The 19012-nt window shown below is 45.2% G+C and carries 25 protein-coding genes and 1 riboswitch; of the genes, 18 read left to right on the top strand and 7 right to left on the bottom strand.

The genetic code is table 11. The annotated features are described in order from the left end of the window. Positions 1-11 precede the first annotated feature (11 nt). From BXO87_RS13400 to BXO87_RS13440, 9 genes are all read left to right on the top strand, one after another. The gene (locus BXO87_RS13400; RefSeq protein ID WP_032874012.1) at positions 12-962 is read left to right on the top strand and encodes a magnesium transporter CorA family protein; all 951 of its coding nucleotides are present in this window, start codon (positions 12-14) and stop codon (positions 960-962) included. A gap of 196 nt (positions 963-1158) precedes the next feature. Then, on the top strand, positions 1159-2229 hold the full coding sequence (comGA, locus tag BXO87_RS13405) for a competence type IV pilus ATPase ComGA (RefSeq protein WP_038459186.1): 1071 nt from the start codon (positions 1159-1161) through the stop codon (positions 2227-2229). Continuing rightward, positions 2216-3253, top strand: a complete 1038-nt coding sequence (gene comGB / locus BXO87_RS13410; protein WP_038459183.1) for a competence type IV pilus assembly protein ComGB — start codon at positions 2216-2218, stop codon at positions 3251-3253. Before comGA ends, comGB begins: the two co-directional genes overlap by 14 nt. 4 nt (positions 3254-3257) lie before the next feature. Beyond that, entirely contained in the window at positions 3258-3566 is a 309-nt protein-coding gene (comGC, locus tag BXO87_RS13415; protein ID WP_003153087.1) for a competence type IV pilus major pilin ComGC, read from the top strand. Next, positions 3556-3993 carry a competence type IV pilus minor pilin ComGD gene (gene comGD / locus BXO87_RS13420; protein ID WP_038459181.1) on the top strand — a complete coding sequence of 146 codons (438 nt, stop codon included), beginning with the start codon at positions 3556-3558 and terminating at the stop codon, positions 3991-3993. The genes comGC and comGD overlap by 11 nt, the downstream gene beginning before the upstream one ends. Then, positions 3977-4291: a competence type IV pilus minor pilin ComGE gene (gene comGE / locus BXO87_RS13425; RefSeq protein WP_038459179.1), complete on the top strand. Its 315-nt coding sequence runs from the start codon at positions 3977-3979 to the stop codon at positions 4289-4291. The genes comGD and comGE overlap by 17 nt, the downstream gene beginning before the upstream one ends. Continuing rightward, complete coding sequence (gene comGF / locus BXO87_RS13430; RefSeq protein ID WP_228842201.1) at positions 4200-4700, top strand: competence type IV pilus minor pilin ComGF; 501 nt, start codon at positions 4200-4202, stop codon at positions 4698-4700. The genes comGE and comGF overlap by 92 nt, the downstream gene beginning before the upstream one ends. Further along, positions 4701-5078 carry a competence type IV pilus minor pilin ComGG gene (gene comGG, locus BXO87_RS13435; RefSeq protein WP_038459177.1) on the top strand — a complete coding sequence of 126 codons (378 nt, stop codon included), beginning with the start codon at positions 4701-4703 and terminating at the stop codon, positions 5076-5078. Between the two features lie 56 nt (positions 5079-5134). Continuing rightward, the gene (locus tag BXO87_RS13440; protein WP_022552966.1) at positions 5135-5314 is read left to right on the top strand and encodes a YqzE family protein; all 180 of its coding nucleotides are present in this window, start codon (positions 5135-5137) and stop codon (positions 5312-5314) included. 40 nt (positions 5315-5354) lie between these two features. Here BXO87_RS13440 and BXO87_RS13445 read toward each other — a convergent pair whose 3' ends face one another. Next, complete coding sequence (locus BXO87_RS13445) at positions 5355-5684, bottom strand: DUF3889 domain-containing protein (RefSeq protein WP_038459175.1); 330 nt, start codon at positions 5682-5684, stop codon at positions 5355-5357. 258 nt (positions 5685-5942) lie between these two features. On the opposite strand from BXO87_RS13445, the gene tapA reads away from it, so the two are divergent. The 3 genes from tapA (at position 5943) to tasA (ending at position 8020) form a co-directional block, all read left to right on the top strand. Next, positions 5943-6614 (top strand): amyloid fiber anchoring/assembly protein TapA, encoded by a 672-nt coding sequence (gene tapA, locus BXO87_RS13450; RefSeq protein ID WP_038459173.1) that lies wholly within the window; start codon positions 5943-5945, stop codon positions 6612-6614. Further along, a complete protein-coding gene (gene sipW, locus BXO87_RS13455) occupies positions 6586-7170 on the top strand; it encodes a signal peptidase I SipW (RefSeq protein WP_012117977.1) in 585 nt (194 codons plus the stop codon). Before tapA ends, sipW begins: the two co-directional genes overlap by 29 nt. 64 nt (positions 7171-7234) lie before the next feature. After that, complete coding sequence (gene tasA / locus BXO87_RS13460; protein ID WP_003153102.1) at positions 7235-8020, top strand: biofilm matrix protein TasA; 786 nt, start codon at positions 7235-7237, stop codon at positions 8018-8020. Positions 8021-8067: 47 nt separating this feature from the next. On the opposite strand, the gene sinR is transcribed toward tasA, so the two are convergent. The 4 genes from sinR to BXO87_RS13480 all read right to left on the bottom strand — a co-directional run bounded on the left by sinR (position 8068) and on the right by BXO87_RS13480 (position 11273). Further along, the gene (gene sinR / locus BXO87_RS13465; RefSeq protein WP_003153104.1) at positions 8068-8403 is read right to left on the bottom strand and encodes a transcriptional regulator SinR; all 336 of its coding nucleotides are present in this window, start codon (positions 8401-8403) and stop codon (positions 8068-8070) included. A gap of 33 nt (positions 8404-8436) precedes the next feature. Next, on the bottom strand, positions 8437-8610 hold the full coding sequence (gene sinI / locus BXO87_RS13470) for an anti-repressor SinI (RefSeq protein WP_007612543.1): 174 nt from the start codon (positions 8608-8610) through the stop codon (positions 8437-8439). 176 nt (positions 8611-8786) lie between these two features. After that, positions 8787-9581: a YqhG family protein gene (locus tag BXO87_RS13475; RefSeq protein ID WP_007612541.1), complete on the bottom strand. Its 795-nt coding sequence runs from the start codon at positions 9579-9581 to the stop codon at positions 8787-8789. Between the two features lie 21 nt (positions 9582-9602). Further along, the gene (locus tag BXO87_RS13480; RefSeq protein WP_038459170.1) at positions 9603-11273 is read right to left on the bottom strand and encodes a DEAD/DEAH box helicase; all 1671 of its coding nucleotides are present in this window, start codon (positions 11271-11273) and stop codon (positions 9603-9605) included. Positions 11274-11417: 144 nt separating this feature from the next. Then, a riboswitch (glycine riboswitch) is annotated at positions 11418-11518 on the top strand. Positions 11519-11696: 178 nt separating this feature from the next. Between BXO87_RS13480 and gcvT the strand changes: the two genes are divergently transcribed. From gcvT to gcvPB, 3 genes are read left to right on the top strand one after another with little or no spacing between them, the layout of a single operon-like run. Then, positions 11697-12797 (top strand): glycine cleavage system aminomethyltransferase GcvT, encoded by a 1101-nt coding sequence (gene gcvT, locus BXO87_RS13485; protein ID WP_038459167.1) that lies wholly within the window; start codon positions 11697-11699, stop codon positions 12795-12797. Positions 12798-12811: 14 nt separating this feature from the next. Further along, the gene (gcvPA, locus tag BXO87_RS13490) at positions 12812-14158 is read left to right on the top strand and encodes an aminomethyl-transferring glycine dehydrogenase subunit GcvPA (RefSeq protein WP_038459165.1); all 1347 of its coding nucleotides are present in this window, start codon (positions 12812-12814) and stop codon (positions 14156-14158) included. Beyond that, complete coding sequence (gene gcvPB, locus BXO87_RS13495; RefSeq protein WP_038459162.1) at positions 14151-15626, top strand: aminomethyl-transferring glycine dehydrogenase subunit GcvPB; 1476 nt, start codon at positions 14151-14153, stop codon at positions 15624-15626. Before gcvPA ends, gcvPB begins: the two co-directional genes overlap by 8 nt. A 51-nt stretch (positions 15627-15677) precedes the next feature. On the opposite strand, the gene BXO87_RS13500 is transcribed toward gcvPB, so the two are convergent. Next, the gene (locus BXO87_RS13500; protein WP_007408335.1) at positions 15678-16058 is read right to left on the bottom strand and encodes a rhodanese-like domain-containing protein; all 381 of its coding nucleotides are present in this window, start codon (positions 16056-16058) and stop codon (positions 15678-15680) included. A 192-nt stretch (positions 16059-16250) separates the two neighbouring features. On the opposite strand from BXO87_RS13500, the gene BXO87_RS13505 reads away from it, so the two are divergent. The 3 genes from BXO87_RS13505 (at position 16251) to BXO87_RS13515 (ending at position 18606) form a co-directional block, all read left to right on the top strand. After that, positions 16251-17087, top strand: a complete 837-nt coding sequence (locus BXO87_RS13505) for a lipoate--protein ligase family protein (protein WP_003153114.1) — start codon at positions 16251-16253, stop codon at positions 17085-17087. Between the two features lie 100 nt (positions 17088-17187). Further along, on the top strand, positions 17188-17616 hold the full coding sequence (gene mntR / locus BXO87_RS13510; RefSeq protein WP_007408338.1) for a transcriptional regulator MntR: 429 nt from the start codon (positions 17188-17190) through the stop codon (positions 17614-17616). A gap of 114 nt (positions 17617-17730) precedes the next feature. Continuing rightward, positions 17731-18606, top strand: coding sequence for a patatin-like phospholipase family protein (locus tag BXO87_RS13515; protein WP_012117971.1), 876 nt, complete (start codon positions 17731-17733; stop codon positions 18604-18606). On the opposite strand, the gene BXO87_RS13520 is transcribed toward BXO87_RS13515, so the two are convergent. Next, a complete protein-coding gene (locus tag BXO87_RS13520) occupies positions 18603-18998 on the bottom strand; it encodes an SA1362 family protein (protein ID WP_007408340.1) in 396 nt (131 codons plus the stop codon). The genes BXO87_RS13515 and BXO87_RS13520 overlap by 4 nt on opposite strands. Positions 18999-19012: the final 14 nt, after the last annotated feature.

A 19012-nucleotide genomic window follows, 5' to 3' on the forward strand; every position in this document is an offset into this window, starting at 1 on the left:
GATGACAAGAGATGAAGGTACATTCGGGAGCGGACTGGCTGTGGTACCAGCTCGGTCCGCATGAAAAAACGGAAGCGAAAAAAATGATCCATCACAATCACTGGCCGCAATGCGAAAAGTGGTTTGAACATGAAAATCATATAAACTTTCTGCGCTCAGATACAAATGATCAGAATAATGAAGCGGTTTTCGGTTCTTTAATCTATCATCAAGGATTAGATGATGAAAAAAACCATACCGTATTTCACTTTTATATTACGAGAGAATTCTTTTTTACAATTAATTTTGATTTCTCGCTGCTGCGCGGTGTAAAAGAAAAGCATGCCACACAGCAGATTCAAACCTGTGAAAATCCGATTGAAGGCTTTTTTGTTCTGCTGGGAGAGCTGATGAATTCATATCTGATCGGACTGGATGAATTTGAAGTCAAGCAGCGGACGCTGAAATGGCAGATTCATGATGACAACAGCAAAGGAATCTTGGAAAATGTGCATAAACTGCGCCATGAGCTGTTCATTTGGAAAGGCCTTACACTGGGGGCTAAAAAAGTGGAAATGGCTTTAAAAGAAGCTTTTCTCCCGAAAAATGACAGGCAGAAAGATTACCTCAGAGCTCATCAAAAGATGGAAAGAGGAATTACATATATCAATGAGTTTGATCAGGAATTGAGCAATCTGCTGCACGCCGAGGAAGTCATTACCTCCCAAAGAGGAAATGAAATTGTGAAAGCCTTGACGATCTTTACAACTCTCTTTACACCGATGACGGCGCTTGGAGCTCTCTGGGGGATGAACTTTGATAACATGCCGGAGCTTCATTGGAAATATGCGTATATTTGTTCCATCGTGCTCATTATTGTATCAACCCTGCTGATTTATATTTATCTGCGGCAGAAAGGCTGGACAGGGGACATTTTGAGGGAGCATCAAAAAAAATATTTGCGGAAAGAAAAGAAACGCTAAGAAGAGCAGGCAAACGCCTGCTTTTTTTGATGGCTGGCTGAAAATGGCCGAATGGTTCCCGATTTCATTCGGTAAATCAAAGTCAGGGGGCTTATTTTTTATTTTTTTACGTTTTACACAGTGTAAAACGCATAATCTCTCCTTTGCCGGATTTTGTGTATCTGATTTACAATACGTGCGGAAGGAGGGAAGTCTTGTGAAAAATATTGAAACATACAGCAGGAACATCATAAACGAGGCATATACGGCAAGGGCTTCAGATATACACATTGTACCGAGAGAAAAGGATGCTTTCATTCATTTTCGCATCGGCCATGCTCTTGTGAAAAAAAGAGTCTTAAAAAAAGAGGAATGCGTAAGGCTTATTTCTCATTTTAAGTTTTTATCGGCCATGGATATAGGAGAAAGACGGAAGCCGCAAAACGGGTCATTGTCTTTGCCGCTTCCGACGGAAACCGTTCATTTGAGAATGTCAACCTTGCCGACAATGAATGATGAAAGTCTTGTCATCAGGCTTTTGCCTAAGCGGCAGATTCCCCCTCTGGATAAATTGTCCTTATTTCGGGGGGCGGGCGCCGCATTATTGTCCTTTCTGAAGCATTCGCACGGCCTGCTTCTGTTTACCGGCCCCACCGGATCTGGAAAAACGACCACTCTTTACTCGCTTGTCAACTATGCAAAAAGGCATTTCAACCGGCGTATTGTCACGCTTGAAGACCCCGTAGAAACAAGAGATGAGGATGTGTTGCAAGTTCAGGTGAATGAAAAAGCCGGAGTCACATATTCCGCCGGTTTAAAAGCGATTTTAAGACATGATCCCGATATGATCATCTTAGGGGAAATCAGGGATGCCGAGACGGCTGAAATCGCAGTCCGCGCGGCCATGACGGGACACCTCGTTCTTTCAAGCCTGCATACAAGAGATGCTAAGGGCGCCATATACAGGCTGCTGGAGTTTGGCGTGAACATGACAGAAATTGAACAAACCGTCATTGCTATTGCCGCTCAGCGTCTGGTTGATTTAACATGTCCGTTCTGCAAAGAGCAAAACTGTTCCGTGTACTGCCGGATGTACAGGCAGACACGCCGTGCGGGCATTTATGAATTGCTCTACGGGAAAAACCTCACCCAATGCTTTCAGGAAGCAAAGGGAGAGCACGCCAATTTTCAATATCAGACGCTCCGCAGGCTGATCAGAAAAGGAATCGCGCTCGGCTATGTCACGACCGACAATTACGATCGGTGGGTGTATCATGAAGCGGATTAAACGAACCTGGCCGTTGAAGGATCAAGCGGCTTTTTTGAAAAGGCTCGGTGAAATGACGGAAAAAGGATACAGTCTGATTGAAGGGCTCAGACTGCTGAAACTCCAGCTGCATAAACGTCAGCTTGCAGAGCTGACGGACGGAATCCGCCGGCTGAGGGAAGGTGATGCGTTTTACCAAGTGCTTGAGGCACTGTCTTTTCATAAAGAAGCCGTCTCTATCTGCTATTTCGCTGAGAAACACGGGGAATTGCCGGGGGCGATGAAACAAAGCGGCGACTTGTTACAGAGAAAGCTCATGCAGACGAATCAAATCAAAAAAATGCTCCGGTATCCGATGTTTTTAATATCTTCCGTCTGTGTCATGTTTTATATCCTGCAAAGTTTAATTATTCCGCAGTTTTCTGGGATTTATCAATCAATGAATATGAATACATCCGGTACGACTGCTTTCATCTTTGCGTTTTTTCGGCATTTACATGAAGCCTGCGCACTGGCGCTGTCCGCCGCTTTCTGCTTGTTTTTGTACGTTTGGTTCTTATGTAAGAAAAAATCCCCGCAAGATAAAATGCTGATTGTTGTGAAAATACCCCTCTTAGGAAAAGCGGCCGTTCTTTTTAACAGCTACTTTTTCTCTTTACAGCTCAGCAGTCTTCTGAAATCCGGCCTTTCTATCTATGACAGCTTAACAGCTTTTAAAGAACAATCTTTTCTGCCTTTTTATCGTGAAGAAGCAGAGATGCTCATTACACGTCTGAAAGCCGGAGAAACCATAGAGTCCGCTCTTTCCGGGCATCCGTGTTATGAAAAAGATCTTGCGGCTGCAGTCAGCCACGGACAGGCAAACGGTCTGCTTCACCGCGAACTTTATACGTACAGCCAGTTTATGATGGAGCGTCTTGAACAAAACGCGGCGAAGTATACCGGCATTCTCCAGCCTGTCATTTACGGTGTTGTGGCCGGTATGATTTTAATTGTCTACATGTCAATGCTGATGCCGATGTACCAGATGATGAACCAAATGTAAGGGAGTGCTTCGTCTGAAAAATCAAGATGGATTTACTTTAATTGAAATGCTGATTGTTTTATTTATCGTTTCCATTCTGCTTTTAATTACCATTCCTAACGTTACAAAACATAATCAAAGCATTCAGCATAAAGGCTGTGAAGGACTGCAGAATATGGTGAAAGCCCAAGTGACGGCGTACGAAATCGATCATGAAGGTAAAATGCCGGATATGAACGATTTACAATCAGAGGGGTATATCAAAAAGAATACAGCCTGCCCGAATGGTAAACAGATCTTAATTAGTGGCGGAGAAGTTACTGTTGAACAATAACAGGCGGACAGAAAATGGGTTTACCCTTCTTGAAAGCCTGATTGTGTTAAGCCTGGCGTCCGTCCTGCTGACGGTTTTGTTCACGACGGTTCCGCCGGTCTGCACCCACCTTGCCATGCGGCAAAAAACAGAACAGCTCCAAAAAGATATTCAGCTTGCTCAGGAAACGGCTATCGCAGAACATAAAAGAACAAAAATCACTTTTCTTCCAAAAGAGCATAAATACAAACTGCAGTCAGGCGGAAGGATTGTCGAGCGTTCTTTTGATTCGCTTCATATTACACTTGTGACTTTACCAGAGAGCCTTGAATTTAACGAAAAAGGCCATCCGAATTCGGGAGGAAAGATTCAATTGAAGAGCGCCGGGTTCACCTATGAGATAACAGTTTACTTAGGGAGCGGAAATGTCCATGCTAAACGGAAATAAGGGGTTCTCTACTATTGAAACACTATCAGCAATGGCCATTTGGCTGTTCCTTATGACGTCTATCATTCCGGTCTGGACGGACATGCTGACAGATGGTCTGAAAATAGAAGATCGCCAGGAAGCGTACCAGCTTCTTCAGAAACATATCAGCACTTATATGATGACCGGAAAAAAGCCGCCGTCTCCCGGTGTGAAGTGGAAGGAGGATGGTGAGTATTACAAAGTGTGTGCGGCTGACCGCAGCGAAAAAGAAATGTGCCTCAGTATTCTCAAAACAGACTGGCTTTACGCTTCTTAATGTTTTGTTCTCCTTAGCAGTCTGTCTTTTCCTATCAGGAACCCTGGGCCCGATTTTACATCTGTTTTTATCAAACCGGGCCGATAACGGCGGATTAGACAGCCGGGAGCATCAAATTGCCGTTCAGCAGATCATGAACGAATGTAAACAGGCCGAGACTGTGAAGCCGGCGGACGGCGGACGGGCGTTAGCATGCCGGAAAACAGGGGGCGAAGAAGTGCGTTTTGAAATTTATCATAAGATGATAAGGAAAAGAGTAAACGGAAAAGGCCACGTGCCGATCCTGCAAAACGCGGCATCATTAACGGCTGATGTGAAAAACGGCCTGATCTTATTAGAGATCTCAAGCGTTGCAGGTAAAAAGAATCAGTCGGTTATTCCGGTTTACAGCTCTTTTAAAGGTGATTAAATGTACAAATCTGACGGTTTTATATATCCCGCGGTTCTGTTTGTTTCTGCCGCAGTTTTACTTGTCATCAGCTATACTTCATCTGATTTCATCACCCGAAAAACATTTGCAAAAGAGGCAGGGGAGTACTGGATCGGAGAGAACCTGCTCCAAAACGGCGCGCTGCTGTCAAGCCGCCATATGACACAGGGAAAAAAGGCCCGAACTGGTACACAGCGTTTTCCGTATGGCACCGTTTCTTTTCACATCACGGGGAGTGATCGCCGGGAAACGGTTCAGATTACAATTCAGGCGGAAACCACGACAGGCACGAGACGGGAGGCTCACCTTTTGTTCGATCAGAAGAAGAAACAGCTGATTCAATGGACTGAAGTATAAAAAAGAGGCGGCGGGACAACACTTCATAGTAAAGACAGCACTATGAGGTGAGAGCCGTGAAAACAAATGATTATGTAAAATATATGACTGAGCAATTCGTTAAATATTTCGATACGCCGAAACAGGAACGGAAAGAGCGAAAAGAAGTGCGGAAAGAAAAGAAAGTACCGGCTTCTCAGCACTGGTTCGGAATATTGCCGTACAGTTTTAAGCTATGGATGCAGCGGAAAAAATAAAGTTGAATCACATGAAAGGTCCTCCTGATACAGGAGGGCCTTATTGGTATTCCTCAATGACGGCAATTTTATTTACCTTTTGGCTGTAGGGATTAAAAGAAATCGTAACAAACACGCCAAATTCTTTTGCGCCATCCCGCAATGTCAAGTGGTATTGCTTGACTGCTTCGTCCGTTCTTTTCCGATCCCACACCTTTTGAATAAATAACGTTTGGGCGAGCGGATATCTTTTTTTAGCTTCTTTTTCTGCTAACTTTTCCCATTTTGATTGATGGTGAACAGCATAATAAGGCACCGTTTCCGCCTGAGCTGTTCCTGAAACCCCGAAAACAAGAAGAGAAAGGCAAATCAGACTTTGTTTGATCATCATTCTTCGTCCTTTCGCTGTATATACTTTCCATTTTGTTCTAAGCACCTCGTTATTTTCTCACGTTTTATTAGAAAAAATTCCAAAAAGGTGTGTAATTTGAAGCAAAACGATGTTTTTGAAAGATACCATTCTTAAAAACGAACAATTTGACCGAATTTGACATTTTTCAAGACGATAATCCTTGATTATACTTTGTTCATACAGTTCTTTAAAGAGAACGGTTGTCATATTTATTAACAGTTTTACAGGGGGTAAGGCATGTTCCGATTGTTGCGAATGGAAAAAAAGGGCAAGGTGAGATGGCGGATGATGCTATTTTTACGGCTTTCGTTCATTTTTTGCCTGTCTGTGACGATATGTGCTCAGTTCACAGGTGATACAAGTTCCTCCTTCAATGATGTGAAAAGCTTCAGTCTCCCGGTTCAAACGTGCGGAGATTTTCAATATACGGATGACGATTGCCGTTATGACGAACGCTGGGATCAAAGTGATTTACATATAACAAATCAAACTGATACGTCAGGCACCGTGTGTGCGCCGCTTCAACTCTATGCCGAGCTGGAGAATAAGGGAAAAGAGCGGACTGTTTCTGACTGGAAATGGGAGCTCCATAAAATCGCTTCTCAGCAGCAGCCTTTACGAAACGGCAATGTTGTGGATAAAGGGCTTATTACTGATAAAAAAAGCAAAACGATTTATAAAATTGAGTCAAAGCGGTCTTTGAAGCCGGGCATATACGCATTCAAGGTTTACAAGCCTGAAGGGTATCCGGCGGACGAAGAAAAATTTGAGTGGTCAAAACCGATGAAACTCGTCAAATGCCGGGAACAGGCGACCGTTTCCGATCTAAATAAAACGGAGAAAGAGCCGGCAGAGCCGGTAAAAGAAAGCGGGGAAGAACATGAAAAAAACGCTGAAACTGATCAGTAATATTTTGTATGCCGTCATCTTCAGCTTGATTATTGTGCTGACGTTAACGGTGATTTCGACCCGGGCTTCCGGGGGTGAGCCGGCCATCTTCGGCTATACGCTGAAATCCGTGCTGTCGGGTTCAATGGACCCGGAATTTAAGACGGGTTCGCTCATAGCGGTAAAGAAAATTTCCGACGTGAATGACTTAAAAAAAGGGGATGTGATCACCTTTACGCAAGATGACGGGACAGCCGTCACACACAGAATAATCGGGATCACAAAAAAGGACGGGAACCTGCTGTTTGAGACAAAAGGGGATCATAATGCCGCCCCGGATGCCGCACCCGTTCAAGCTGAAAAAGTGGCGGCCCAGTATACGGGATATCAGCTTCCGTATGCCGGATATGTCATCCATTTGGCCAGCCAGCCGATCGGAACGGCGATTCTGTTAATCGTTCCCGGCGTCATGCTTTTGATTTACTCCATAACAGTCATTGTCAGCGCCCTCCGCGATATTGAGCGGAAAACGAAAGCGCTGGAAGAACATGCGAAAAAGGGAACCATCTCTACATGAATACGGTTGCAACCTGGCGACAGGATTTGATAACAAAACTAAAAAGTAAGGGGAGAGTACAAACATGGGTATGAAAAAGAAATTAAGCTTGGGCGTTGCCTCAGCCGCACTCGGTTTAGCATTAGTAGGAGGAGGCACATGGGCCGCATTTAATGATGTGAAGTCGACAGACGCTACATTTGCCTCAGGAACACTTGATTTATCGGCTAAAGAACAATCAGCCAATGTCAATTTGTCAAACTTAAAACCAGGTGATAAATTGACGAAAGATTTCGAATTCAGAAACAACGGTTCACTTGCCATTAAAGAAGTGCTGATGGCTTTGAATTTTACTGACTTTAAAGGAGCAAAGAAAGGAAATGAATCTGCGGAGGATTTCCTCAGCCAGTTTGAAATTACGGTTCTGACAGTCGGTAAAGAAGGGGGCAACGGCTATCCTAAAAATATCATTTTAAAGGCGGCCAGCCTGAAAGACTTATACTTAATGTCAACAAAGCAGGATAAAGCAGCTGCCGAAGCGATCAGCAAGCACATTGACCCGAAATTCCTGAGTGAGAGCGGAAAAGTCAATGTGGCAACCATTAACGGCAAAACAGCTCCTGAGTACGACGGAGTTCCGAAAACGCCTGCTGATTATGACCAGGTGAGAATGGAAATCCAATTTAAAAATGACACCGCAAAAACTGCGGACGGATTAAGTGTGCAAAACAAGTTCCAAGGCAATGCGATTTCTCTTCAATTCTCTTTTGAAGCAACGCAATGGAACGGCTTGACCATTAAGAAAGATCATACGGATAAAGACGGTTACGTCAAGGAAAATGAAAAGGCTCACAGTGAGGATAAAAACTAATCCGAAAGTCGGACAGTTAAAAGAGGAGTTGTGCACATATGGCGGCACTACTCCTCTTTTTGCGCTTTTCTCCATTTTTGATAATCTAAAAATTCACGAAATTGTTTTTTTGATACCCCGGATGTCATTGCATCGCGAACTAATTTCTCCCATTCACTATCTAATTGACCATCGTATTCGGTTTCATGTTTTTCATCAAGTAAAGTATGAACCGAGACGTCCAGAACAGCGGAGACTTTTTCGAGAAATTGAATGGAGGGGTTCGTCTGTAAATTTCGTTCTATTGAGCTTAAATAAGACTTCGCTACCCCAGCTTTTTCAGCTAGTTCTGATAGTGAGTAGCCTTTTTCTTTTCGGTATTGTTTAATACGCTGGCCAATCAATGTCATCACCTTCCTTGTGATATTATAGCACATTCAGAAAGGATTTACGGTATGACTTCTGGCTGCCTGGATATGTTGAGAAGACTTTTTATTCGAAAGCAGGTATTTGCGTATTTCTTCTAGGCTGATATTTGCTTTTTGGGCTTCTAATATCAGCTCAACCCATTCCTTATCTAATTGCGAAAATTCCATTTTTGCATTTTTCATGCATTTTCTCCTCCTAAAATACTTGTTTATGTATTTCAGCCAATCCGCCCATGACCTTTTCTTTACATGTCTGGAAGTGATTCATCGCATGCGAAACGCCAGAAATTTTTTCTATATACTTTTATTATAATATAGAATTTCCAGAAAAAACGGGAAAGGTGTCGAATGGATAACGCTTATCCAGAAAAATTACTTTGCAGGAAAAATAAACCGCCGTTTTCGATCTGAATGTGAATTTTCGGCTGATATAAGGCTTTCAGCGCTTGTTTTTCCAAATGGTATTCCTCAGGTTTTTCCTCTGTCTGCTCATAAAACTGATCGAGCAGCCTGAGGTCCTTTTTCCATCTGGCGATCGCGCTGTCAGCCCAGGCTGACGGCTCTTTGGCGGCAGCGTCTTTTAAGTAATGCTCCATCCTTTTAATCCCGCTTTCCGGCTTAATCATCGGCGATATGGTAAAGCAATAGTCTGATATTTGCGAGGTCAGCGGAAGCGGTGCAAGCTTCTGCTGAAACCCTTCTATAATGGTTCCAGAAACAAGATGCAGGCCTAAAGACAAAAGTCTGTCTTTTTTCATGTCGGATTGGTATGAAATCACTACATTTAATCCAAGCCAGGGCTGAAGCGGAACTCTGGCTCCGGCTGATACAATTTTCTCATATATTCTTGTAAATCTCCCATTTTGTTTAACTGCTTGAAAGATTTGAAAGAGGCGCGGGGCTCCAAAGTAAATAAATTCGCCGTCCATATCCTCCGGAGCCGTTTCTTTATCAGTGATGAACGTAATCTTCATCGGGTTCGGTTCGCCGCCCGTTTTTTCACGCCAATGCCAATAAAACGGGCGGTTCATAATTTGTTTGTCCATCTCGACCGTCAACTGAACCGTCATAAAACCCGGCCCGTGTTCTGTAATCGGACAGTGGTTCGCTTCAAAAAATCGCAGTAAAAATTCGTGAACCTCCTGCTGTCTCATGTCGCGCTTCCTCCTTTTAGATTAAGATCCTTTTTTTCTGGCGGGCTTTTCCGTACCGTACGACAGAAAAGAGGTGAGATTGTCCATTTTGATTCTCATTTCTTCCTCTGTCAGCGAATGGCATAAAATATCATGCAAATGGTCTTCGAAATTGCTCACTTTGATTTTTGTTAAGATGTCATCTAATTCTCCGACGACATTTTCAAATAAATGAATTTTGTCATACAGAAGTTTTAAGATATGCTCTTCCACCGTATGTTTTGTCGCCATATTGTAGATATGGACATCTCTTTCCTGACCGAGTCTGTGAATCCTTCCGATTCTTTGTTCAAGCCGCATCGGGTTCCACGGGAGGTCATAATTGATAATATGGTTGCAGAATTGCAGGTTGATCCCTTCGCCTCCAGCTTCTGTAGCGATCAGCACCTGCACTTTGCCGCGGAAGAGGTCCTTCATCCAGTCTTTTTTTCCGCGTTTAAATCCGCCTCTGAACGGAACGGAGCTTATGCCGTTCTGCTGAAGGAACCATTGCAGGTAAATCTGTGTCGCCCTGTATTCAGTGAAAATAATGACTTTATCATTAATCTTTTGGATCAAGTCAACAACTTGAATCGCTTTTGAGTTTTGCGTGACTTGATTAATGCGGTCCATTAAATTAGCGATCGTCTGATCATCGAATGCGGGCGCTTGTTTGTCTTTTTGGTCAAGCATTTTTTTGAGCGTCATATACACGGCTTCCCTGCTTGAACAGCACTCTCTTTGCAGCGTCATAATGGAAAATGCGCTGGCGGGCTTTTCCGTGCCGTTTTTCAGTGCGACGATGTCATCGTAAAGCGCCTGTTCCGTCGGTGAAAAGGTGATCGGCACTGTTTCCACATGGCGCTTCGTCCATGTAAGGCCGGTGTCGCTCCGCGTGTTGCGGATCATTACCTTATTGACGAGCTCTTTCAAATGCTCATGAGCGTCAATCCCGTCCTTCCGATTGAAGGTTTCTTGAAACCCGCTTTCGTTTCCTAAATGGCCGGGTTTTAACAGTGACACTAAATTGAAGATTTCTTCGATCCGGTTTTGAATCGGCGTCGCCGTCAGAAGCAGGCAGTATTTCTTCACAAGACTTCTCGCAAATTCATAATTTTTCGTTTTGCTGTTTTTGAGCTTGTGCGCCTCGTCAATAATGACGAGATCATACGGAATAGAAAGCACAATGTCTTTGTGAGGCGAGCGTTTGGCCGTATCAATAGAAGAAACGACGATATCGCACTGTTCCCACACATAGCTTTTCTTCTGTTCAACAGCGGGTATTAAAAACTTCTCCTGAAGCTCTTTCACCCACTGGGAAACGAGTGATGCCGGCACAAGAATCAGGATTTTTTTGGCCAGCCCGCGAATCATATATTCTTTTAAAATCAGGCCTGCTTCCACCGTTTTTCCGAGCCCCACTTCATCAGCCAAAATTGCCTTGCCGTTCATTTTTTCAACGACTTTCTGCGCGACTTCAAGCTGATGGGGAAGCGGAGTGAAATCGGGAAGGTATAAAGGAGCCCTCAATCCTTCAAATTCAGGAATGGCAAGGGTCTGCTGGACTTCAGCCGACAGTTTGTACATCTCCCAATTTGACCAGGGACCGTCCGTTTTCAGCCGCTCAGAAAACTCTCCCGGCCAGTTTGCATCAAATATGATCTCTGCTGTCATATGTAACAAAACCGCCTTTCTTTTAAAAAACTGATTTATCATAATTTTTGTTGCCGGACGTAAGTGAGGGTGGTAGGATATAAGTAATGATTTCACTAAAAGATATTGCTTTAGTATGTCCATAAAATTGGTAAATATGAGCGGATGACAGCAAGGGGAGAGACTCGGACGGAAGATGGGCGTCCGGGCGCCGAAGGAGCAAACTGCGGAGTGAATCTCTCAGGCAAAAGAACTCTTGCTCGACGCAACTCTGGAGAGTGTCTGCGTTTAGAAGAAGCAGGCCACCAAAGGGGACGTCTTTATGATATGTTCATAAAGTAAACTTTCAGGTGCCGGGACAGAGAAACCTTCATTTTCATGAGGTGTTTCTCTGTCCTTTTTTATATGTTTTTACAATGCGCCAATGACTGAAGGGGGAAGATGATGCTGAAACGAACACCGCTTTATGACGTGTATAAAGAATACGGCGGAAAAACGATTGATTTTGGAGGATGGGAGCTGCCGGTTCAATTTTCTTCTATTAAAGAGGAGCATGAAGCCGTCCGCACAAAAGCGGGCCTGTTTGATGTGTCCCATATGGGGGAAGTCGAAGTATCCGGTAAAGACGCCCTGTCTTTTCTCCAAAAAATGATGACAAATGACGTTGCCGATTTAAAGCCGGGAAACGCGCTCTATACCGCCATGTGTTATCCTGACGGCGGTACGGTCGATGACTTGCTGATCTATCAGAAAAGCGAGAGCTGCTATCTGCTCGTGATTAACGCGTCTAATATTGAAAAAGACATCGCTTGGCTGACGGAACATACGGAAGGCGATGTCACGCTGACGAATCAGTCTGACGGGATTTCACTGCTTGCTGTTCAGGGGCCGAATGCTCAGTCGGTTCTTACGAAGCTGACTGAATGTGATTTGTCCTCCTTAAAGCCGTTTACATTTATTGACGAGGCAGACGTTGCCGGACGTCAAGTCCTGCTTTCAAGAACAAGCTATACCGGTGAAGACGGGTTTGAGTTATATTGCCGCAATGAAGATGCGGTTCATCTATTTAAGGAGATACTTGCAGCGGGAGAGCATGAAGACCTCGTTCCGTGCGGCCTCGGCGCCCGTGATACGCTGAGATTTGAAGCGAAGCTTGCTTTATACGGTCAGGAATTGACGAAAGATATTACACCGATTGAAGCCGGAATCGGATTTGCCGTGAAACACAAGAAAGATTCCGATTTTTTCGGGAAATCAGTATTGCGCGAACAGAAAGAAAAAGGAGCCCCGCGAAAGCTGGTCGGACTTGAGATGATTGAAAAAGGGATTCCGAGACACGGGTACGCCGTGAAAAAAGACGGTGTTCCGATCGGTGAAGTCACGACAGGCACGCAATCTCCGACTTTAAAGAAAAATATCGGCCTTGCCCTAATCAAAACGGAATTCAGTGAAGTCGGAACGGAAGTAGAAGTGGAAATCCGTAAAAAAACGGTAAAAGCGAAGATTGTCCGCACACCGTTTTATAAACGTCCAAAACAGAGCTGAAAAAGGAGAGTCATATGAAGCATCGATATTTGCCCGCGACAGAACAGGATAAAAAAGAAATGCTGAAAGCCATCGGCGCAGAAACAATTGATGAACTGTTTGCCGATATTCCGGAAAATGTACGGTTTCAAAAAGACTACCAAATTAAACAAGCAAAGTCAGAAACTGAGCTGACGAGAGAGCTGACGAAGCTTGCGGCGAAAAATAAAGACGCTGTTACATATGCATCTTTTCTGGGGGCAGGAGTGTACGATCACTACCAGCCGGTTATCGTCGATCATGTGATATCCCGATCAGAGTTTTACACGGCATATACGCCTTACCAGCCTGAAATCTCACAAGGAGAGCTGCAGGCGATTTTTGAATTTCAAACGATGATCTGTGAATTAACGGGAATGGATATCGCAAACTCCTCTATGTACGACGGGGGAACGGCGCTGGCGGAAGCGGCGATGCTTGCGTCAGGCCATACGAAAAAGAAAAAAATCGTCATTTCCGCAGCCGTTCATCCGGAATCGCGGGATGTTTTGAAAACATACGCAAAGGGCCAATATATTGAGGTTGTAGAGGTGCCTGCGAAAAACGGCGCCACAGATCTTGAAGCATTGGAACATGCCGTTTGTGATGAAACGGCCGCCGTGATCGTCCAGTATCCGAACTTCTTCGGACAAATCGAGCCGTTAAAGGACATTGAGCCGCTCGCACATAAAGGAAACAGCCAGCTGATTGTTTCTTCAAACCCGCTCGCGCTCGGTATTTTGACACCGCCCGGGGCATACGGAGCTGATATCGTCGTCGGGGACGCGCAGCCTTTCGGCATACCTGCGGCGTTCGGCGGCCCGCACTGCGGCTATTTTGCAGTAACGAAAAAACTGATGAGAAAGGTGCCGGGCCGGCTTGTCGGCCAAACGGAGGATGAAAACGGGCGAAGAGGTTTTGTTCTCACTCTTCAGGCGCGCGAGCAGCATATCAGAAGAGACAAAGCCACGTCTAACATTTGTTCAAATCAGGCGCTGAATGCTTTAGCGGCTTCAGTCGCGATGACGGCGCTCGGAAAAAACGGCGTCAAAGACATGGCCCGCCAAAATATATTGAAAGCTGATTACGCGAGACGCCAAGCGGAAAAAGCCGGCTTACACGTAGCATTTGACGGCCCGATATTTAATGAATTTGCCGTCAGGCTGAATCTTCCCGTCAAGGAAGCAAACCGGCGGCTCCTGCAAGACGGCATCATCGGCGGATATGACTTAGGCCTTGCGTATCCGGAACTGAATCAGCATATGCTCATTGCCGTCACAGAGCTGAGAACAAAAGAAGAGATCGATTCGCTTATTGCGGGATTGGGGGATCAACATGAATAATCAAGATCAGGCGCTTATTTTTGAAATGTCCCGCGAAGGGCGTGTCGGTTACAGCCTTCCGGAGCTTGATGTGCCGGAAACAGAGCTTGAAAGCCTTCTTCCCGGTGACTATATCCGCGATGAAGACGCAAAGCTGCCGGAAGTATCAGAGCTCGATATTATGCGGCATTATACCGCTCTTTCTAGGAGAAACCACGGAGTTGATTCAGGCTTTTATCCGCTCGGCTCCTGTACGATGAAATACAATCCGAAATTAAATGAAAAAATTGCCCGGTTCGCAGGTTTTTCCGCTATTCATCCGCTTCAGGACGAGGATACTGTTCAGGGGGCGCTTGAGCTTTTATACGATTTAAGCGGACACTTGGAGGAGATTACGGGCATGGACGAGGTAACGCTGCAGCCTGCGGCGGGCGCTCACGGCGAATGGACCGGCCTGATGATGATCCGCGCCTATCACGAAGCGCGGGGAGACTTCGGACGGACGAAGGTGATTGTCCCTGATTCAGCCCACGGTACGAATCCGGCATCCGCCACGGTCGCCGGTTTTGAAACGATTACCGTCAAGTCAAATGAGCACGGGCTGGTTGACATTGAAGATTTGAAAAGAGCGGTAAATGAAGAAACAGCGGCGCTGATGCTGACGAATCCGAACACCCTCGGGTTATTTGAGGAAAACATTACGGAAATGGCTGAAATCGTCCATCAGGCCGGCGGAAAGCTTTATTATGACGGAGCGAATTTAAATGCCGTTTTAAGTAAAGCAAGACCGGGAGATATGGGATTTGACGTCGTTCACCTTAATCTGCATAAAACATTTACCGGGCCGCACGGCGGGGGAGGACCTGGCTCAGGGCCGGTCGGAGTGAAAAAAGAATTCATTCCGTATCTGCCGAAACCCGTTCTCACGAAAAAAGAGGGCCGTTTGACTTTTGACTATGACCGGCCGCAGTCGATCGGGCGCGTAAAACCTTATTACGGCAACTTCGGCATTAATGTCAGAGCCTACACGTATATCCGTTCCATGGGGCCTGACGGCTTAAAAGCCGTGACCGAACACGCGGTTTTAAATGCAAATTATATGATGAGAAGACTCGCGCCTTATTATGATCTCCCGTATGACCGTCATTGCAAGCATGAATTTGTGTTATCGGGAAGAAGGCAGAAAAAGCTTGGCGTACGAACGCTTGATATTGCCAAACGGCTTTTGGATTTCGGCTATCATCCGCCGACTGTGTATTTTCCTCTCAATGTTGAAGAAAGCATCATGATCGAACCGACGGAAACGGAATCGAAGGAAACGCTTGATGCGTTTATAGATGCCATGATTCAAATTGCGCGGGAAGCGGAGGAATCGCCTGAAATCGTTCAGGAGGCGCCGCATACAACAGTTGTCAAAAGAATGGATGAAACCAAGGCGGCAAGAAAGCCGGTTTTAAAGTACGAACATACACCTCACGTCAGCCGCTGACACGGTGTAAAAAAAGAGCTTCCGTATAACACGGACAGCTCTTTTTTATGATTAGTTTTTTGCTTTAATTTTTCCGCCCCATTTTTTAAATCCGCCTTTCAGGTTGTAAATGTCTTTACAGCCGTGTTTGCGGAGCGTCTGTGCCGCGCGTCCGCTGCGGACATTGTTTTGGCAGTACAGATAAACGGGTTTATCAGGACGGATTTCACTTTTGCGCTGTTTCAGCTGTGACAGCGGAATGTTGCGCGCGCCGAGAATATGGCCGCCTTCAAATTCATTCGGTTCACGGACGTCAATCAGCTGCGCTTTTCTGTAGCCCGCGCGGAATTCCTCTTCCGTAAGTGTTTTCATTAAACGCTGCTGGTAAAAATACGACACGATCATATAAACGATAAACGCCGCAACAATAATTAAAGCAATCATATTAGACAATGCGATTCTACTCCTTTAGCTTATAAAATAAAACCCTGCTTCCTGAAAACAAGGCTTACCGGACGTTTTGGGACAAATACTATTATAGTAAAGCATGAAGCGATTGTCATCCTTAATGAAACGAAATATTTTTCATTTTCAAGGCAGTTTGTTAAACTGATTTTATTAAAACGATAAAGAAGGGTTCAGTGTATGGAAAAAGAAACATGGCGGTTTATTGACTCAGGGAATGAAAGCCCGGCATTTAACATGGCGCTGGATGAAGCGCTTTTATATTGGCATAGCCAAAAAAAAATTCCTCCGGTGATCCGTTTTTACGGCTGGAATCCGGCAACTTTGTCTGTCGGGTATTTTCAAAATATTAAGAAGGAAATTAACTTTGACGCAGTACATAAACACGGCCTCGGGTTTGTCAGAAGACCGACAGGCGGACGGGGTGTTCTGCATGATAAAGAATTGACATACAGCGTAATCGTTTCAGAGGATCACCCGGAAATGCCGGCCACGGTGACAGAGGCGTACCGGGTGATTTCAGAAGGTATTCTGCAGGGATTCAGAAACCTTGGACTTGATGCCTGCTTTGCGATTCCGCGAACGGAGAAAGAAAAAGAAAGCTTGAAAAATCCGCGCTCGTCCGTCTGCTTTGATGCGCCTTCGTGGTATGAACTGGTCGTCGAAGGACGGAAAGTTGCTGGAAGCGCACAGACACGCCAAAAAGGCGTCATTCTTCAGCACGGTTCCATCCTGCTTGACATTGATGAGGATAAGCTGTTTGATCTGTTTTTATATCCGAGCGACAGAGTCCGTGAACGCATGCAGCGGAATTTCAAAAACAAAGCGGTAGCCATCAACGCCTTAGCGCCGAAACGGGTAACGATGGATGAGGCCAGAATCGCTTTTAAAGCCGGTTTTGAGGAAGGGCTGAACATTCATCTTGAGCCTTACACACTCACGTCTGAAGAGCTTGCATTTGTCAATGAGCTGGCTGAGACGAAATACGCGTCTGATGAATGGAATTATAAGCGCTGATAAGGCTTGACAGACCGGAAGCATCCTTGTTTTTTCATGACCGTTAGTGTAAACTTGTAATGGTTTATAAAAGTTAAGGTGCTTTTTGGGAGGGTTACTTATGACAACACCAAGTATGGAAGATTATATTGAACAGATTTATATGCTGATAGAAGAAAAAGGATATGCACGGGTTTCTGATATCGCGGAAGCTTTGGCAGTCCACCCCTCCTCTGTAACGAAAATGGTTCAAAAACTAGATAAAGACGAGTATTTGATTTATGAAAAATATCGCGGGCTCGTATTGACGTCAAAAGGTAAAAAGATCGGCAAACGGCTCGTATACAGACACGAATTGCTTGAGCAGTTTTTAAGAATCATTGGTGTTGATGAAGAGAAGATTTACAATGATGTTGAAGGAATCGAACATCATCTGAGCTGGAACAGTATTGACCGTATCGGCGACCTCGTTCAGTATTTTGAAGATGACGAAAGCCGGAAAAAAGAATTGAAATCCGTACAGAAAAAAACCGAAAATCCCGGTGAATAAAGGGCAGCCCGAAATGGGGCGCCCTTTTTTTAATGTCTTCATTCTTTGGTCTATTTCGCCCAGCCGTTTCTTAAAATAATAATACACCTTGAGATGGAAGGGAGAGGGCGCGCTATGCAGATTGACGGCGTATTTTCGGGCGGGGGGATAAAAGGGGTGGCGCTTGCCGGCGCTTATGAAGCGCTGGAAGAAAAGGGCTTTCGCTTTGAAAGGCTCGCCGGAACAAGCGCCGGCGCAATTATTGCCGCATTTATCGCTGCGGGCTATACGAGCAGAGAGGTTCATTCCATCATAGATGAGGTGGACGGAAGGCAATTGCTTGATCAGAGATACTCATTCCTCCCGCTGAAAATCCTGCGGTGGGTGTCGATATATTGGCGCCTCGGACTATACAGAGGCGATATGTTGGAAAAATGGATTGCGGATAAATTAAAAGCGAAGGGCATCATCGCGTTCGGCGATTTGAAAAAAGGCTCGCTCCGTCTCATCGCTTCAGATCTGACGAACGGAACGATGATCGTGCTTCCTGACGATCTTCCCCGCTACGGATTAAATCCGGAGATGTTCCCGGTTGCCAGAGCCGTCAGAATGAGCTGCAGCATTCCTTATTTTTTTGAACCGATAAAACTGAAGACCGAAAAAGGCACCTCGACGGTCGTTGACGGCGGCGTGTTAAGCAATTTCCCGATTTGGCTGTATTCAAAAGAACGCAAACGGCCGGTCATCGGAATTTCGCTTTCGCCCAACGAAAAAGAGCGCCCGAAAAAATCAATCCGCAACGCTTTTGAGCTGTTCGGGGCTTTGTTTGAAACGATGAAAGACGCTCATGATGCCAGGCATATCGCGACAAAGTACGAACAGAATATTATTTTTATTCCGGTGGAACATGTGATGGCGACGGAGTTTCATCTCACACCGCAAAAAAAACTAGCTCTCATTGAGCTAGGAAAAAGCAGAACAGAGCAATTTTTGAAGCAATGGAGCTATTAAAAAAGCGCTCTGTTTTTCTTTTTATTCTTTTTACCTTCTATGACGGTAAGCTGGGTCTGGCTTTTTTTCTTAAGAATCATCGGCTTCGGTCTGCTGCTGCTCGGCACGCTCCGCAAATGGCTGACCCGGCCTCTGTGTCCGGCGCGGTGCTTCGCTTTTTGCTCCTTCATTCGGAGCCGCGATTGTCTGGCCGCTTTTCTGAAAGCGGTTCCGTCACGGCCGGTGCGGCGGTTCAGGACCGTCCTCACGATAAAATAAATAATGATGCCTGCGATAATAACGGTGATCGCTCTTGAAATCATCTGCCCGGGGTTGGTTACCGCCGCATAAATGAAACCGAATGCGCCAAGCGCTATCAATACAGCAAAAAAAGGTTGTACACGATGATTCATAACTGCCCACCTCC

Source organism: Bacillus sp. GZB (assembly GCF_001975995.1).
In the GTDB taxonomy this organism is placed as follows: Bacteria; Bacillota; Bacilli; order Bacillales; family Bacillaceae; genus Bacillus; species Bacillus velezensis.

Coding starts and splice junctions, on each gene's coding strand:
- BXO87_RS13400 (WP_032874012.1), top strand. CDS start 12: ATGAAGGTACATTCGGGAGCGGACTGGCTGTGGTACCAGCTCGGTCCG.
- comGB (WP_038459183.1), top strand. CDS start 2,216: ATGAAGCGGATTAAACGAACCTGGCCGTTGAAGGATCAAGCGGCTTTT.
- comGE (WP_038459179.1), top strand. CDS start 3,977: ATGCTAAACGGAAATAAGGGGTTCTCTACTATTGAAACACTATCAGCA.
- comGF (WP_228842201.1), top strand. CDS start 4,200: ATGGTGAGTATTACAAAGTGTGTGCGGCTGACCGCAGCGAAAAAGAAA.
- comGG (WP_038459177.1), top strand. CDS start 4,701: ATGTACAAATCTGACGGTTTTATATATCCCGCGGTTCTGTTTGTTTCT.
- BXO87_RS13445 (WP_038459175.1), bottom strand. CDS start 5,684: ATGATGATCAAACAAAGTCTGATTTGCCTTTCTCTTCTTGTTTTCGGG.
- tapA (WP_038459173.1), top strand. CDS start 5,943: ATGTTCCGATTGTTGCGAATGGAAAAAAAGGGCAAGGTGAGATGGCGG.
- sipW (WP_012117977.1), top strand. CDS start 6,586: ATGAAAAAAACGCTGAAACTGATCAGTAATATTTTGTATGCCGTCATC.
- tasA (WP_003153102.1), top strand. CDS start 7,235: ATGGGTATGAAAAAGAAATTAAGCTTGGGCGTTGCCTCAGCCGCACTC.
- sinI (WP_007612543.1), bottom strand. CDS start 8,610: ATGAAAAATGCAAAAATGGAATTTTCGCAATTAGATAAGGAATGGGTT.
- BXO87_RS13475 (WP_007612541.1), bottom strand. CDS start 9,581: ATGAGACAGCAGGAGGTTCACGAATTTTTACTGCGATTTTTTGAAGCG.
- BXO87_RS13480 (WP_038459170.1), bottom strand. CDS start 11,273: ATGACAGCAGAGATCATATTTGATGCAAACTGGCCGGGAGAGTTTTCT.
- gcvT (WP_038459167.1), top strand. CDS start 11,697: ATGCTGAAACGAACACCGCTTTATGACGTGTATAAAGAATACGGCGGA.
- gcvPA (WP_038459165.1), top strand. CDS start 12,812: ATGAAGCATCGATATTTGCCCGCGACAGAACAGGATAAAAAAGAAATG.
- gcvPB (WP_038459162.1), top strand. CDS start 14,151: ATGAATAATCAAGATCAGGCGCTTATTTTTGAAATGTCCCGCGAAGGG.
- BXO87_RS13505 (WP_003153114.1), top strand. CDS start 16,251: ATGGAAAAAGAAACATGGCGGTTTATTGACTCAGGGAATGAAAGCCCG.
- mntR (WP_007408338.1), top strand. CDS start 17,188: ATGACAACACCAAGTATGGAAGATTATATTGAACAGATTTATATGCTG.
- BXO87_RS13515 (WP_012117971.1), top strand. CDS start 17,731: ATGCAGATTGACGGCGTATTTTCGGGCGGGGGGATAAAAGGGGTGGCG.
- BXO87_RS13520 (WP_007408340.1), bottom strand. CDS start 18,998: ATGAATCATCGTGTACAACCTTTTTTTGCTGTATTGATAGCGCTTGGC.